Source organism: Patescibacteria group bacterium (assembly GCA_018896215.1).
Taxonomy (GTDB): Bacteria; Patescibacteriota; WWE3; order 0-14-0-20-40-13; family 0-14-0-20-40-13; genus JAHINB01.
The window spans coordinates 1-15,739 of record JAHINB010000013.1; the positions used below are offsets into that span (position 1 = coordinate 1).

General features: G+C 39.3%; 14 protein-coding genes. 3 read left to right on the forward strand and 11 right to left on the reverse strand.

The genetic code is table 11. The features are described from left to right. The 4 genes from KKF75_02515 to KKF75_02530 form a co-directional block, all read right to left on the reverse strand. Positions 1-286: GDP-mannose 4,6-dehydratase (locus tag KKF75_02515; GenBank protein MBU4381067.1), on the reverse strand; the 286-nt coding region annotated here is incomplete at its 3' end. Between the two features lies 1 nt (position 287). Next, complete coding sequence (locus KKF75_02520; protein ID MBU4381068.1) at positions 288-1,379, reverse strand: glucose-1-phosphate thymidylyltransferase; 1,092 nt, start codon at positions 1,377-1,379, stop codon at positions 288-290. After that, the gene (locus tag KKF75_02525) at positions 1,376-2,347 is read right to left on the reverse strand and encodes a GDP-mannose 4,6-dehydratase (protein ID MBU4381069.1); all 972 of its coding nucleotides are present in this window, start codon (positions 2,345-2,347) and stop codon (positions 1,376-1,378) included. The genes KKF75_02520 and KKF75_02525 overlap by 4 nt, the downstream gene beginning before the upstream one ends. Continuing rightward, the gene (locus tag KKF75_02530; protein MBU4381070.1) at positions 2,344-3,495 is read right to left on the reverse strand and encodes a glycosyltransferase family 4 protein; all 1,152 of its coding nucleotides are present in this window, start codon (positions 3,493-3,495) and stop codon (positions 2,344-2,346) included. The genes KKF75_02525 and KKF75_02530 overlap by 4 nt, the downstream gene beginning before the upstream one ends. A 99-nt stretch (positions 3,496-3,594) precedes the next feature. Here KKF75_02530 and KKF75_02535 point away from each other — a divergent pair, with 99 nt between their 5' ends. From KKF75_02535 to KKF75_02545, 3 genes are all read left to right on the forward strand, one after another. Continuing rightward, on the forward strand, positions 3,595-4,383 hold the full coding sequence (locus tag KKF75_02535; GenBank protein ID MBU4381071.1) for a hypothetical protein: 789 nt from the start codon (positions 3,595-3,597) through the stop codon (positions 4,381-4,383). A gap of 141 nt (positions 4,384-4,524) precedes the next feature. Further along, positions 4,525-5,667 carry a glycosyltransferase family 4 protein gene (locus tag KKF75_02540; protein ID MBU4381072.1) on the forward strand — a complete coding sequence of 381 codons (1,143 nt, stop codon included), beginning with the start codon at positions 4,525-4,527 and terminating at the stop codon, positions 5,665-5,667. Between the two features lie 4 nt (positions 5,668-5,671). Next, positions 5,672-6,595, forward strand: coding sequence for a glycosyltransferase (locus KKF75_02545; GenBank protein ID MBU4381073.1), 924 nt, complete (start codon positions 5,672-5,674; stop codon positions 6,593-6,595). 161 nt (positions 6,596-6,756) lie between these two features. Here KKF75_02545 and KKF75_02550 read toward each other — a convergent pair whose 3' ends face one another. The 7 genes from KKF75_02550 to KKF75_02580 are packed head-to-tail and all read right to left on the reverse strand — an operon-like array spanning position 6,757 to position 15,689. Further along, entirely contained in the window at positions 6,757-8,058 is a 1,302-nt protein-coding gene (locus tag KKF75_02550; GenBank protein MBU4381074.1) for a UDP-glucose/GDP-mannose dehydrogenase family protein, read from the reverse strand. A 15-nt stretch (positions 8,059-8,073) separates the two neighbouring features. Continuing rightward, positions 8,074-8,829: a glycosyltransferase family 2 protein gene (locus tag KKF75_02555; protein MBU4381075.1), complete on the reverse strand. Its 756-nt coding sequence runs from the start codon at positions 8,827-8,829 to the stop codon at positions 8,074-8,076. Then, positions 8,814-9,935, reverse strand: a complete 1,122-nt coding sequence (locus tag KKF75_02560) for a glycosyltransferase family 2 protein (GenBank protein ID MBU4381076.1) — start codon at positions 9,933-9,935, stop codon at positions 8,814-8,816. The genes KKF75_02555 and KKF75_02560 overlap by 16 nt, the downstream gene beginning before the upstream one ends. A gap of 13 nt (positions 9,936-9,948) precedes the next feature. After that, positions 9,949-10,206, reverse strand: coding sequence for a hypothetical protein (locus tag KKF75_02565; GenBank protein ID MBU4381077.1), 258 nt, complete (start codon positions 10,204-10,206; stop codon positions 9,949-9,951). 6 nt (positions 10,207-10,212) lie between these two features. Further along, on the reverse strand, positions 10,213-11,067 hold the full coding sequence (locus KKF75_02570) for a hypothetical protein (GenBank protein ID MBU4381078.1): 855 nt from the start codon (positions 11,065-11,067) through the stop codon (positions 10,213-10,215). A gap of 3 nt (positions 11,068-11,070) precedes the next feature. Then, the gene (locus KKF75_02575) at positions 11,071-11,316 is read right to left on the reverse strand and encodes a hypothetical protein (protein ID MBU4381079.1); all 246 of its coding nucleotides are present in this window, start codon (positions 11,314-11,316) and stop codon (positions 11,071-11,073) included. A gap of 11 nt (positions 11,317-11,327) precedes the next feature. Then, the gene (locus KKF75_02580) at positions 11,328-15,689 is read right to left on the reverse strand and encodes a lamin tail domain-containing protein (GenBank protein ID MBU4381080.1); all 4,362 of its coding nucleotides are present in this window, start codon (positions 15,687-15,689) and stop codon (positions 11,328-11,330) included. Between the last annotated feature and the right edge of the window lie 50 nt (positions 15,690-15,739).

The window sequence follows — 15,739 nt, forward strand, 5'->3', positions numbered from 1 at the left end:
GCCCCGGATCGAGGATGGAACGATCCACATGCGACTCGGCGGCAAAGTGAACAACCGTGTCAATTTTATATTCGCGAAATAATTTTTCGATCAAATCCTTGTCACAAATATCGCCTTTGACAAATTTATATTTTGGATGATTTTCCACTTCTCGCAAATTCTCTAAATTCCCCGCGTAAGTAAGTTTATCTAAGTTAACAATAGAATCGCTAGGGTGTTCCTTAACCCAATATTTGATGAAGTTCGAGCCAATGAATCCAGCACCTCCTGTGACTAGTATTTTCATATTAAGCAAGGCTTATAACACTATCATCTCCAACCACTATACTACTTACATTCGGTGCGCCGCCATTCTTTTTAATCTTGGCGTTAGAACCAATTAAGCTTGACGAAACATTTTGCAAATTGGTAAGGCTTGCCCCATTCATTAAAATGCTATTTTCTATTTCGGAATTTACAATTTGACAGTTGTCACCCACCGCAGTATAGGCACCAATTTTGGAATTCTTAATAATTACATTTTCACCAATAACTACGGGTCCGAGTATATTTGAGTTTTCTATAATTGATCCAATACCCAATTTTATATCGCCCACTACTTTTGAATTTGCATCAATTTTTCCCTTTACCTCAAAACCGTCAAATTTATCCAGAACTAGCCTGTTTGCCTCTATTAAATCTTCCATTCTCCCTGTATCTTTCCACCATCCCGTAATGTTGTAATACCCAACCTTGTATCCGTGATTAATTAAATACCGGTAAACTCCCGAGGTTATCTCGTATTCCCCCCGGTTTGACGGCACAATGGCATCCTTTCCACTAAAAGCCTTAAAGGCGTTGGAGTCGAAAAAATAAATCCCCGCCCCGCCTAGATGGTTGGGTTTGGGGTTTTGCGGCTTTTCTTCCACTCTCACCACCCTATCACCTTCTATTTCTGCCACCCCCCAAGCTTTTAACTTTTCCAAATCGTCAACTTTAACTAAGGACATTACGGCATTTTTATCAGATTTTGCAAAATCCTCTACAAAAACCTTAATTCCAAGAGCCGAGACATTATCCCCCAAATACATTACAAATTTATCCGTCCCGCGCAAAAATTCTTCCGAAATCTTTAGACAATGACCAATCCCCAGTGGCTTTTCTTGAAAAATATAGGTAAGAGATACTCCAAATGTAGAGCCGTCACCAAGTAGGTTTTCTATTTCGGCGCGGGTTTCGTTGACAATAATTCCAATCTCTTTTATTCCGGCATCCCGTATTTGTTCTAGCGGATACAGGATCATCGGCTTATTAGCAATGGGCAAAAGATGTTTATTGTTGGAGTGGGTAAAGGGTCTTAAACGCGTTCCTCGCCCGCCAGCTGTAATTATTGCTTTCATGGCAAATCTTTGTACCATTGCGGGGTAGACAAAAACCACTCATAAGTTTTCTGAATGCCTTCCCTAAAACTTGTCTTCGGAACATATCCCAACAATTTTTTTGCTTTAGAAATATCGGCAAAAGTTCTAGTTACTTCCCCTCTCCTTACAGGCATAAATTTAATTTTAGCTTTCTTCCCCACCACTTCCTCCGTTGTTGTTATCAATTCACCGAGGGTAATAGGTTCGGAATTTCCTAAATTAAAAATTTCATAATCAAAACGGTTCTCTAAAGCAGCATTTATACCCCAACAAATATCGTCAATATAAGTATAATCTCTGCTTGTTAAATCCAAATCTTGATAAATAGGCAAAGTATTCCCGTTATAAATTTTTCTTATAAACGAAATTCCAGCCATATCCGGCCTCTGTCTGGGACCAAATGCGTTAAAAAATCTCAAACAGGATATATTTGTACCAAACTGATAAGAATATGTATAAGCAATAACCTCATCGCATTTTTTGGTAGCGGCATAAACAGATATTGGCCTGCTAACTCCAAAAGTTTCCTTAAACGGAACTTTCTCGCAATTACCATAAACAGAAGAGGACGATGCCAACACAACATCATAAATCCCATAATTTCGCGCCATTTCCAAAAGATTTAGAGTACCCATAAGATTTGTGTTTCCATACAAAATGGGTTTTTTAAAAGAGGTGGTAACCCCCGCCCACGCAGCCAGATGCACTATAGAATCTATTCCCCAACCAGAAAAAAGGTTGGATAAAAAATCCTCATTTGTTATATCTCCTTCAACTAAAACAAAATTATCATTTTTTAGATAACCCTCTACATTAAACCGCTTAATTCGAGGGTTGTAAAACTCATTAAAATTATCAAGCCCCACAACAAAGTGGCCTTTTTTCAACAAAGTATTCAACAGATTAGAACCGATAAAACCCGCGACTCCAGTTAATAGTATATTCATACTAAATTATTAATAACATCCTCCATTTTTTTAGCCCGTGTGGACCAATCGTATTCGCTTTTAACCTTATCCACATTAATTTTAGGAGGGCTATCTAGAATGTGCCTTATTTTATTTGCAATATATTCGGGCTCGAGCTTTAATATACGTTGACAATACTCATTTATAACAGCTTCCGTTTTACGCTCGGGTCTAGGAATGTAGCAAAGAACCGGTTTGCTACTTGCTAGCGCTTCTATTATACGAATATGACTAGATTTACGCACAGAAGGAAGCACTACAATATCGCAAGTTTGATAATATTGTATGTACTCTCTGTAAAATACATTTTCTTTTACAGTTACCCTATTATCTAAATTAAGTTTTGAAATTTTATCTTTTAACTTTTGTAAAAATTTTACTTCAGCATCTCCTACAATCATTAAACTGTAATCTTTAGGAAGCTTTGTTAACACTTCAACTAACAAATCCGCCTTGCCATAAGAAGAAATATAATCGCAATACAGGATAACCTTTTTTCCTTCAAAAGAGTAAGAACTCCTAAGACCCTTGAACTTCGTGGAGTAGTGTCTTGAATCTATACCAGGAAACAAGACATCGCTGTAACTATTTTCACCCACCCCAAGGTCCTCTAATATCTCCCAAGACTCTCCGTAAACGAAATCGGCGGTTTTCAAAGCCATTTTTTCAGCTATTCTGCGTAGCGGTAATTCCAAATGCCTCTCTAAAAAGCTTGCCTCTTCGCCATGAACTCTCCATATTTCCTCTGTTTGAGACGCCACTGTATGAAAATAAGCTATATAAGGAGTTTTATCTAGTTTTCCAAAAAGCAATTTGTATAAACTAAACCAAAATGTAACATGGTTATGCCCAATGACAACATCAACTTTATTGAACATCTTCAAATAGAGGTATCCAAAAAGAGAAAAAGGGGATGTGGAAAAAAAATGTCCCAACCCTGGTATCAAATGAGGTACTCCGATAATCCGTAAATTCCTATGCGACATAACAGGTTTGTCAAAACCTCCTTTAATTACAGTAACCTCGTTGCCAGGCAACCTAACTTGAGCTTTGATAAGCTCATAAATATTGGGGGCTATGCCAAACCAAGGCAGAGGATATTCGTAGGTAATATGTAAGATCTTCATATATTTTTTCCGATCACAAGAGATATTTTAGCACAATGTGACTTCTGGTACACTCTTGACAGACTATAGGTTTTTATGGTACAATGCCGACATTGTGGCTTGGATTGCCAAGTTGCACAAAACCCCACACTCAAAAAGGAGTCTTCGATGGAAAAGTTCGTCGTGGGGACTCGGTTCTTCGAGTCCAAAGCGGAAAACGCTGAAGCGTCTTTGAGGAAGCTTCGAGCGTTCGTTCTCGGTGCCCTCGCATCCGGAGCCGAGAAAGTCTATGTCGCAGTAAATGTGGCAGAGGACAAGTCCGGCGCCTTGAACGCTCCGTGGGGCGAGAAGGTCGTCGTGTTCGGCGTCCAACCATGGGGCAAGTTCGTAATGCCCCTAAATGCGATTCTCCTTGCCGCTCGCAAGGAACTGGCAACTGGAGTAGGCATGCTGTTCGCATCAACAGAGGTCGTCCTGAACGCCAAGGTCGTCATGTCGCTCATGGATCACATGGACAGGAAAACGTATGTGGTCGGGGCAGCAATGCTAGGGCATGATTTCCAACAAGGATATCACGGCCCGGCAAACGGCCGTATGTTCCCATGGAACACGCTCGCGCTGTGGAACCCGGAGTATCTCTATCCCATTGGTTTCCCCCTCATCGGCGACGGCATTCCGGAGGATCCAAGCACGGCCGGGGTCGAGGAGTTGGCGACAGGATCTGCCCTAGAGGACCTCAGGTCGTCAATCGCCAAGCTCGTGACAATCGAAGGGGTAGCGTGGGACACCTCAAGCTTTGACCCAGAACGCTTGGCTAAGCACAACGCCAAGATGGCCTCCAAGGTCACCCGCCCCGCAGAACAACTCGAATGGGCTCAGTTGTCCGAACCGACCGTCATCCACATCTAGGATGACACAAATCGTGCGGAGGTTAGTATTAAGGAGCAATCCCCTAAAAAGGAATGATCCCCAAAACTAATTTTCCGCACGATGCAGTATTTTTAAACTGAATTTCTTTATCTTTATAGTATTATCTCTCGTTAGAAAGGTATGAAAACCAAACAGAAAGTTTCTATAGCCTTTATTAACCCTTTTTATAAACCTTACATAGGAGGAGCAGAAATCTCATTGGAAAAGATTATGAATGGTTTAAAAAATAGTAAAAAGGCAAAGGTATTTCTTATAACCTCAAATGTTAATTCAAAAGGAGATTTTCTAAAATCTAGACAACTAGTTAAAAACAATATTACAAAGGTCGGTCTTTCTAGAAATATTAAAATTACCAACTCTACAGAATGGAAAAAACAGGTAATAGAAAAACACTATCAAGCCCTAAATAGAGTTTTACCAAAAGCTGACATAGTGTACTTTAATTACACATTATATCTTAAGGACTCAAACGCGTTTGAAGCAATAACCAACAAAGGTAAGCCTGTAATAATCAAAATCATCTACACTAAGGCTCTTACAGATATTAAATCCAATCTGAAACTTTTATTAAAATATAATAATATTTATTTTCATTGTATTTCAAAGGAGATAAGTAGAGAATTAATAAAGATAGGCATACCTCGTAAGAGACTTTTTATCTGCCCCAATCCGGTAGATACCAATTTTTTCTACATTAAAAAGCCAACTAAAGCAATAAACATGGAAAAAAACTTTATATACACTGGAAGACTCTCACCTCAAAAAAATATCCCTGGTCTGGTTGAACTATTTAGCAGAATCCAATCCCACAATAACAATGCTTCTATGACTATTATCGGGAGAACTACTCACCCAGAAATGATAACCATAGTTAAAGAGTTAAAGAGAAAGTACCCAATAATTAAATGGTTGGATGAGATCCCAAATAAAAAAATTGGGGATTACTTAAGAAGTGCAGATATTTTTATGATCGCCAGTAAAGACGAGGGGATGTCCAACTCTCTTTTGGAAGCCATGTCCTGTGGTTTATGCCCCATCGCCCCAGCTAATATATCTGGAATGAAAGATTTAATAACAAACAATAAAAACGGGTTTTTGTACGACGAAAATAATGTAAATAGTTTTACCAAAAAAATTGCGCATTTAACTGTTGCGGAGACAAACGAGATTGGACTTACCGCTCGAAATACAGTAAAGGAACTATGTGCTATGCCAAAAGTCATAAACAAACATCTCAAATTTTATAACAAAGTTTGTGCCTAATACTATGAAAATTGCTATTGGATTAGTGGTACATAACGAAGCTAATAATATAGAGAGCCTACTTACTAGCATAATTAAAGAGCAATTTAACAGCCCAACCGAGATTAAAGTTTTTGTTTATACCGACAGACCCACTGACAGTACGGAAAATATTGTAAAAGATCTATCTAATCTTTACCAGAACAAAATACGACATCTTAGAGGAAGACAAAATCGCGGAAAAGTACATGGCGTTAATACAATTTTGTACCACATTAAAAAAAATACCTACAATTATGTAGTTATGATGGATGGGGATATAAAAATTAAGCACGGGGCTCTATGTACATTAGTCGAATTTATGGAAAAAAACCCAAATATTCTTGGGGCTAAACCAATGTGCATACCGATAATCAAAGGAAATTTCCTACAAAGGATACGGGCTACTGTTATAAAAAAGAAAGTTATTTTTTCCTCAAAAAACAAGATGTACAAGATTCTAACAGGTCGTCTTAACATCACAAGAGGTATAAATACCTACCCATTTATAGAAACAGGTCATTTATATGAGGATATAAAACTCAATCTGACCATACCTTACACACAAATAGATATTTGTACTGATAGCACAATAGAATACGAGTATAAGTCCTCACTATTAAATCAATTTAGATACAAACGCCGAGAAGGTAGAGCTTTTGGTATGCTAAAGGAAAATTTCCCATGCCTATACAACGAACAAAAAAGAAGATTGCGTTTTTCCACATATTTTTTAACTGGGGGCTTGGGTGGCTACTTTACAGAATTCGTATCAAGCCTAAATGCTATTGAATCCGTTGTATTCACTGTAGAGTGTCTAGTAAACACTTTAGGTTTTGCAACTGGTTTTATATTTAATCACTTAAAAAACGACCGGAGTGTAAACACTTGTAGCAAATGGAAAAAATAATCTGAGATAAAACAACTTTAAATTCTGTTATCTACAAGTTGCTACCCAAAGACCCAAGGTAACTTATATTTAAAGATTTTCGAATCTCTTACAAAATCTTAAAGTTGTAATTGACAATAACCCTACCAAAGTGTCAAGTATGTACTACACTTTACCCTAAATTATCTCCTCCCAATCCCATAATATTTTAATCCTGCTTTTTTGACTTTTTTGGGATCAAAAAGGTTGCGACCGTCAAAAATCACATCTCCAGTTAGCGCCCCTTTTACCTTGCCTAAATCCAGTTCGGCAAATTCCTGCCACTCGGTAAGAATGCATAAAGCGTCCGAGCCCTTAAGGGCATCCGCTGCTGATTTTGCATAATAAACTACCCCATTCCCCAAAATTTTCTCGGCATTTTCCATGGCGGCAGGATCGAACACCCGCAATAACGCCCCTTCGCCTCGTAACATTTTTACAATTTCTATGGCAACAGATTTTCTGGTGTCATCGGTATTATTTTTAAATGCCAACCCTAAACAGGCAAAGGTTTTTCCTGCAATATTACCCTTAAAGTGAGTTAAAATTTGCTCCAGATAAAAGTATTTTTGTCTTTCGTTTACATCCATTACACCTCTTAACAACCTAAAATCGTACTCGTGGTCGGAGCTTGTTCTATACAAAGCCTCTACATCTTTAGGAAAACAAGATCCACCATAGCCAATTCCAGCGTTTAAAAAAGCCCTTCCAACTCTTTTATCTAGCCCCATTCCCTCGGCAACTACTTTTACATTTGCACCCGCGCTATTGCAGATCCTGGCAATCTCGTTAATAAAGCTAATTTTTGTTGCCAAAAAAGCGTTGGAGGCATATTTAATTAATTCAGCGCTTCTTAAATCGCATTTGACGATTGGAGCGTTAAGATGAGAATACAAAGAGGCAATTTTATCTAAGGCTTTGGTATCTTTTGATCCCATGACAACCCTATCAGTATTGTTAGCATCGTAAATTGCTGTTCCTTCCCGTAAAAATTCAGGGTTTGAGACAACCGAGAATTTAGCGTCTTTGGGAGCATTTTTGCCTACAATTTCTTCCACCCTCTCGTTAGTACCAACAGGAACTGTGCTTTTAGTAACTATAATTTTATAATTGTTTAAGTTTTCGCCAATTGTTTTAGCAACCGACCACACAGCGGAAAGATCGGCGCTTCCACTTTGGCTAGATGGAGTTCCCACTGCAATAATAACAACTTCGGTATTTCTAATGGCTTCGGCAACATCATGAGTAAAAAGCAACCTACCCTCTTGAACATTTTTCTCCACTAACTCCTGTAAGCCTTCTTCGTAAATTGGCATTACACCTTTATGTAACATTTTAATTTTTTCTTTGTTGATGTCAGCGCAAGTTATACTGTGTCCCCAATCGGCAAAGACAACACCAGTGACTAATCCTACATATCCCGTGCCTATTACAGAGATTTTCATATTGGCTAAATTAAACTAATACTTCCCTCTAATAAAATTAAGCTTAACCTGAACAATATCTCGTAACATTTTAATGGAGTCTCTTACATGAGCTAGCCTTGTTGTTGGAACGAATGACCATATTACTGGTATCTCCTTTATTTTGTAACCCTTACTTTGAGCAATGAGCAACACCTCCACATCCCACGCCCCCAGATAAGCTTTCTTATCCTCTTTAAAATCTTTGTAAACCAGCAATCTGCTAAAGATACTATAAGCCACCTCTTTTTTAAAAAGCTTAAAACCGCATTGTGTATCGTTAAAAGGCAATAATGTAATAATCCGTACACATAAATTAAATATTCTCCCCATTAAGTGCCTTATGTAAGGCTCTCCTTTTCTTAAAGCTCCCAAGCCTTCGCGAGAAGCTATGGCAATATCGTAATTTTGCTCCCGAAGCCAAAGCATCAGTCGCTCCAATTCTTTAATCGGGGTTGCCAAATCCGCATCGCAACAAAGGATATAATCTTTTGTAGATTCTAAAACACCCAGTCGCACAGCCGGCCCTTTTCCCGGAAGCGGACTTGTGATAAGCCTAACCCCTTGGTGGTCTTTGCCATATTCTTTTACCCTGTTAGAGGTACCATCGGTTGACGCGTTATCCGAAACAATAATCTCAAAATCATAATTTTGTTGCTCGAGATATAAGGAAATTGCCTCAATAGTTTGAATAATCTGTTGACTTTCGTTGTGGGTTGGAATAACAACCGAAACACCTACTTGTTTTTCCATATATATCTTTTGTACATAGAATAATTATAAATTAGCCCCAAAAGGATTCCTATTGATATCAAAATAAAATCAATCCAATTAGAATCACGACCCACAAGGCGACTTCCAATCTCAAGAACCACAGCCTGGATAAGGATCGACCCCATGACGAGTAAATTAAATTTAGGAAATGTCCTAAAAAGTTTTGTGGCATTCGTTATTTTGCTGTCCTTAAACGACCAGAGGTTATTAATAATAAAGTTGACCACAATCGCCAATTCTGTAGCTACACCATTTAAAACTCCTTTAGGGCCACCAAAAACCTCTTTAAGAAAGAAATATCCCAAAAATTGCACACTCGCACCAATCGCCCCCACTACACAAACCTTGATGAATCTTTGGGACATTCGGTATCGTAGGGTTAAAACTACCCGAAGCGATTCAAAAAAAGTATTGATACTAGCTTTGCTTTGTTGTTTCTCGCGTAGACCAAATTTTAAGGGAATCTCAATTATTTTCGCTTTTAATTCCACAAACTGAACTAAAAGATGAATTTTGTAGGCAAATTTATAAGATAAAAGATGATCCAAATCCACGCTATCTAGCACACCTTTAACCCGAGTTGACCTGTAACCTGTTGTAAAGTCGGTAAGTTGAGGCATCCAAAGCACAATCCTGGCAAAAAGGCTTCCAAAGTAACTTACAATTTTGCGATGAATTCCCCATTCCTTTGGAACGGAACCTCCGGGAATGTAACGGGATCCGATTACATAGTCAAACCCATCATCAATTTTTTCCATAAAGCGCGGAAGGTAGCTCGGATCGTGCTGACCATCTCCGTCCATCTCTATAACCACATCGGCTCTAAGTTTGTCCATGGCGTACTTAAAACCCCTCACATAAGCTGCTCCAAGCCCCTGTTTTTTTCCCATGGATAATTCTATATTGCCGTATTGAGAAATCTTTTTTTTGACGGCTTCGGCAGTTCCGTCTGGAGAATTATCATCCACCACCAGAATTATAAATTGATGTTTTTTTATAGGTACAATTGCCTTTTCTATTCCATCAATTGTAGCTTCGATACTTTCTACCTCATTATATGTGGGAACAATAATCGCAGTCTTCATACAGGGAAGAATACTAACGCAATTTTAGAGAAAAGGCAAAAAAGAGAATTACCAAAGATCCAATAAGGAGATATTCAATAAATATTTTAAGAGAAAGCCTTTCGTATGTGGCATGATGCAATATTCCCCAAATAAAGTAAAACGCCGTTGTGGCAACTACGCAAATAAAGCGATTAAAAGGATCATTAAAAACAAAAAAGTAAAAAACGGCTCCAAGAGCCAGCAAAATTACCAAAAGCGAGTATTGAAAAAAGTCAGACTTGATGAACATAACTATTTAAAGAACTGCCCCAAACCCCGAATACCAAATACCAGCTAGGGCAAAAGCCAATAATAGAATGTGGGCTATGGTGTTTCCCGACAATCTGTGAATGTGGTATTTTTTAGTATACACCACATCAACCACAAATAATCCCAAAATAAACGAGCCCAAAAATAGCGCTACAGCGCGAGAAATACTCGATGCGTCCAAATAAGGCTTTATGGATACTGCAGGACTAATGTTTTGCAACCCATAAACCTCGCTAGATACTGCCAGCGGGGTTATCTCGCTTATTTCTGGAGAAGCTGTAGCGAGCGCTCCCCTTTTAGCGCCAAACATTTGGACGACTAGTGTTGTCTCCTCACCATCTAATTGCCCATTTGCAACCGCAAAACCTATGTCTTGATAGTTATTATTTAAAATATTGTCTTTGTGACTAGACGAGTTCATCCAAGCCTTAATAACACTATCCGATCGATTAAAATCGCGCGCCAAGTTTTCTCCCGCGTACTGATAGTCATAGCCCGAATCTAAAATAAATGTCCAAGGCGTGGTACCCTGGGGAGAAATGTGCGCCCAATAACCTTTAGAGAACATATCCAAAGCCTTGTCGTAAGCCGCACGATTTAAGTCGCTGTTTAGTCGAAGTGGCGCAAGATTAGCATTTGTCCGCTCAAAGTTGGTATCCTCTAACAAGTCGTATAAGTTTATGTCGGTTGCATATCCTAAAATACTTGGGTAATAGGTCTTTACTTTATTAAATGAAAGGGTCAGGGTAAAAATAAAAACAATGTAAGCAAACAAAGCGGGGTACGATAAAAGTGTTGCCCTAAATCCATGAATTGGATGAGGTAGCAGGTGTCTCCTCATTTGCTACTTCCTCCTTTTTTTCGTAGTTTCTTCTATCTTCTTCTTTATTTCCAAAACATAGGGAAGCTTCGCCGAGGTAACACTTGGCATTACCGCAATTAAAACCAAAATTCCCAGCAACATCATGGTATATTTGTCAACCCGCACTGTTCCTGGGATAAAGGCGTGGGAGACAAGCAAGACCAAAACAATAAATGTAATCAGTTTTTCGTATCTGGTATAGCGAGGTATTCTTGGCAGGGTAATCATAGACTTACATTTTAATCAGATTTTTTGTACAAGTACACACCTAAAATTCCAGATCCTAATAATAAAAATAACCACCAGTATTTAAGTAAAGAAAAGCCTTGGGTTGTATCGTTGGTTGTTGTCGTATTATTTTGTTGTTCCCCTTCTGTTTCGGTTCCTTTTACTTCTCCCATCCCTCCTGTTTTCTCCTCACCAGAGATAAGTCGCCCTGTGGGCAATGCTCCCCCTGTTTCTTCGGTATTAATTCCTTCTACTTGCCCTTGAGGTACAACTAACCCCGGCAAGGGACCTGCCTCTGCTTCTTCCTCGGTAGTTGCCGGTGTTGCGTAAGCACCAACAGCATCGCTGTTTCTACCAGCCTCGTCAAAGGCTATTAGATAGTAGTGATATTTAGTATCGTTACCTACATCCTCATCGTCATAATTTCTAGTAGATGATGAGACTTCTTTTAATTGTGATTCTGGATTTGGGATAAAATTCTTGTTCTCGCTTCTATAAATTGTGTAATGATCGATGTCATCACTTGGAGATTTACCCCATTCCAATGTTACAAGTGAATCAAAAGCTTCCGTTCTAAAATCCTCGGGATCTTCGGGGTTAGTTAAATCTACCTTGACATTTTTTAAACCAACTTCCGAGACATTACCCGCTAGGTCGCTAGCACGATAATAAAATTTAGTGGTTCCCTCATTTACCGTAACGGGAATTGTATATTCCATCCATTCTCCTGTGATGGAATTGAGTTGATATTCTCTTTTATTAAAGTTTGCATCCGTTCCCGTTAAGGTAATGCTAGGTTGGGTGATGTACCAATTGTTGTCACCATCAGGATTGGTAGGGTCAATCGTAAGCACTACTTCGGGAATAGTCTTATCATACACAACAGTAATCTTATAAGTGGTTTCATAATTCCCTGCTAAATCTGTGGCATGAGACTTAATAAAATAAGTTTCATCAAATGCTGGGTCTAAAAGCGTATAGATCCAATCAGCAAAAGAGTCCGCTGTAGTTGATTGGAGCAACAACTCTACTGTTGATATTTGCCAACTTGCGCCATTCCAATAGTATTTATCGCTGTCTCTTTGGATAGATAATTCAACTTTAGACAATCCGACTCCGCTTGTGTTGTCCGTTGCAGTTCCAAAGATAATCCCATCCCAACTGTTTGTATAAACTATTGCATCATTTCCAGAGTTAGTTGGGGTAGTAATTGCAGAAGTTGGCTTGACTGTATCTATAGTAAATGACCAAGTGGGAGATTGCGTTGACCAACCAACTTTGTCAAACGCCTTTATATACCAATTGTAAGTTCCATCGGATAAATCAGAGATAAAAGAGAAAGCAGACGGGGTTATAAGTGATACACCGGAAACCTTTGATCCATCCAAATACACCTCATATCCTGCCAAACCCGATCCTGCATCGTTGGAATTCTCCCAATCTAATATGGGAGTTGCATCATTTATTTTCGCCCCATCTGTTGGAGTTGGCAGCGCAAAAGTACTCGGCGGAGTCTTATCTACACCCAACGGTCCTAAATGAACGGTTGATGTCCAGTTTCCAGCATTATCAACAGTTCTTAAATGAAAATAGTATTCGCCGTCTGGTACTATAAAAAATGTCCCTTGAGGAAATCCTGTCTCCGTGGCATCCACTAAATCGTCGGGTACTGTTGTTTCATCTTGATCTAAAGAATACGAATACCCATAAACACCAGATAAAGTATCCTTTGCTCCATCTACAGCGCTTGTTGGATGCCAAGTAATCTGAACTGTTCCGTTCGTCCAACCATTTTCTAAAGGTGTTGTGGAAAACCAGGTTGGGTCGGTAGGCGCAGTGGTATCAATCGTTAAAGTATCACTAACTGTGGAAGAAACATTTCCCGCCCCATCGGTAGCTCGAGCGTAAAAAGTATAAACTCCGTCCACAAGCGCTACAGGAATAAAGGAGAAGCTTACATCTCCAGTTGCTAGTGTCCAAGGAACAACTTCAGTTGCCAGATTATCTACAATACGATACTCCACTTTCTCTACTCCTGCATCATAAACATCTGCCGATGTTCCAGTATAAGTTGGGATATTATTGTTTGTAGGGTCTGGAGAGTAACTATTTAGCAAAATTGTTGGGGCAGAGTTGTCTATGATAACTTCATAAGACTCACCAAACGGACTCCAATTTCCAGCAGAATCTTTTGCGCGAACCCTCCACCAAAAATGAATATTTGCTTGAGCACTTACTGTTCTTGTAGTCCCAGAAACAAAAGTTGTATATATGGGGGTAGGACAGATGTCTCCTGTATCACCTGGGTTCGTACTACAGCTTTGATATTCGTACTGAACAGCATCGGCAACAGAAGACCAGATTTGAGGAAAAGCTACACCTTTCGTTGCATAACCATCCATCGGAGAAATTGGACTTGGCGAGGCTGGTGGGGTGGTATCAATCGCAAACGGACCATAATGGGCAGTTGCCGTCCAGTTCCCAGCATTATCAACGGTCCTAATATTAAAATACCAAGTTCCATCCGTTAAAGGTTCGCTTGTTGCCGAAAAATCCGTTTCTTCTAAAATCTTTGTAGCATTTGGGGTACCAATAGCACCTTCTGTAAAATTATATGAGTAACCATCAACGCCAGAGATAGCATCTATACCAGAATTGCTCCAATTTACTGTAATCGTCGTGTCTTTTGACGAACCGGAGTCGTGAGATGAACTAAACCCGCTCGGATCGGAAGATGGGGGCGTGGAATCGTAAGTAATCTTACAACTTCCATCAAGCGATTTTCCAGTTAAAGACCAGTCAGATTTATTTCCTACATTATCAACCGAACGGACTGCATACCCATAAGTCCCCTCTATAGTTGGAACCCATGTATTAACAAATTCCGAGGTGTAAAACACATTTTCGTTTAATCCAATACTTCCACCTGGATTAAATGAGGTATATTCGTAATGAGAAAAGCTAGGATCATCTACAATATCATTATCATTCCAATCGGGAATTAAAGTTTGTAATGGAGTTGCAGATCCACAGCTATAATCTATTGCTCTATCAGGAGATTGAAATTTTAATCCTGTTGGTTTTGCTGGTACCGTAGCATCTATAGTTACATTTCCGACAGAACTTTCGGAAAAGTTCCCAGCTTTATCATATGCTTTTACTTTGGCATACCAAGTGCCATCAGCAAGAGAAGATGTGTGTGTAAACGATGATGCGGTACCAGTGTCTACCGAATTCGATTCTCCACCAGAAACAGTGTCCCAATAAATTACATATTTATCAAAATTAACATCGGAAGAAGCCGTCCAAGACCAAGTTGGCGTGTTGTCCGTAACCGAGGTCGTCACTACAGGAGTGCTTGGAACCGTAGGATTTACAGTATCAATTGTCAATTTACACCAGCTTAAATATGTGGACATATCCGCCCAATCAGCATCCAAAATTGTAGCATTACCTAAAGTATCTAATGCCCTTACTCTTACATAAAACATTCCGTCTTCTGCCCCACCACTAACCCCCGGTACGAACTCACCAGTGTAGTTGGTAGATTCATCTCCTTGCCAAAGTAAACTTCCATTTTTAAAAACTTGCCTTTGATATTTTAATACTCCAGAAGGATCTGATGCCTCCGCCCACAACCCTCTATACGAACCGTCATTTAAAACATAACTTCCGCATGATTTAAAAGCTGTGATTCCATTCCCATCCCCCGCATAACCAGATGGCGGAATACTCTGCCCCCAACCAGGATTTCCCGGAAAACTGGGGGGTGTTGTGTCCACTACAGGGTCGTTAGAGTAACCTTTAGTTGTAGCAGAAGAATTTGTTATAGACCCGCTTCCATTTGGGATTCGTACCCAAGATTCATTGTCTCCAGGAGTTTCGGGATAATTAAAATCCGTAACCTCCGTCCCATCGGGTCTAAAAAGCGTAATGTCGTGAGTATAATGATCAAGATTAAAGGAAAATTCATTACTCCCAGAACCTTTTTCCACAACTAAATAATCCTCCCCTAATATTGTAGTCCCAGAAGTAAAAGTTAAGACGGTTACACCAACTGACGATGGGCTATTATTGAGCTTCCAACCACTAATATCAAAACTTGCAGAATTGGGGTTGTATATTTCTATCCATTGTGCATCTAGCGGATAAATTACGACCTCGTTGATAACTGGATCAACATCCGCATAAGAAGGTTTTGCGGTGATCAAAAAACCAAGAGCAACGGATTGAAAAACTACAAGAAAAGAGGAGATAAAAGAAATAACACCATAAAGTGGACTCTTGCGTATCTTTAAAATCCCATGGGCATTCATACTAATTACCAATCTACCACAGTCCATCCTTTCGTCAACAAGATTTTTAAATCTCATTCGGGTTCGTCCCATTTGGGACGAACCCGAATGGGACGAACCCAAATTAA

Bases quoted from the DNA above. Each gene is read 5' to 3' on its own strand.
- KKF75_02570 (MBU4381078.1), bottom strand. From the start codon at position 11,067: ATGAGGAGACACCTGCTACCTCATCCAATTCATGGATTTAGGGCAACA.
- KKF75_02540 (MBU4381072.1), top strand. From the start codon at position 4,525: ATGAAAACCAAACAGAAAGTTTCTATAGCCTTTATTAACCCTTTTTAT.
- KKF75_02550 (MBU4381074.1), bottom strand. From the start codon at position 8,058: ATGAAAATCTCTGTAATAGGCACGGGATATGTAGGATTAGTCACTGGT.
- KKF75_02525 (MBU4381069.1), bottom strand. From the start codon at position 2,347: ATGAATATACTATTAACTGGAGTCGCGGGTTTTATCGGTTCTAATCTG.
- KKF75_02520 (MBU4381068.1), bottom strand. From the start codon at position 1,379: ATGAAAGCAATAATTACAGCTGGCGGGCGAGGAACGCGTTTAAGACCC.
- KKF75_02530 (MBU4381070.1), bottom strand. From the start codon at position 3,495: ATGAAGATCTTACATATTACCTACGAATATCCTCTGCCTTGGTTTGGC.
- KKF75_02565 (MBU4381077.1), bottom strand. From the start codon at position 10,206: ATGTTCATCAAGTCTGACTTTTTTCAATACTCGCTTTTGGTAATTTTG.
- KKF75_02580 (MBU4381080.1), bottom strand. From the start codon at position 15,689: ATGAGATTTAAAAATCTTGTTGACGAAAGGATGGACTGTGGTAGATTG.
- KKF75_02555 (MBU4381075.1), bottom strand. From the start codon at position 8,829: ATGGAAAAACAAGTAGGTGTTTCGGTTGTTATTCCAACCCACAACGAA.
- KKF75_02575 (MBU4381079.1), bottom strand. From the start codon at position 11,316: ATGATTACCCTGCCAAGAATACCTCGCTATACCAGATACGAAAAACTG.
- KKF75_02560 (MBU4381076.1), bottom strand. From the start codon at position 9,935: ATGAAGACTGCGATTATTGTTCCCACATATAATGAGGTAGAAAGTATC.
- KKF75_02545 (MBU4381073.1), top strand. From the start codon at position 5,672: ATGAAAATTGCTATTGGATTAGTGGTACATAACGAAGCTAATAATATA.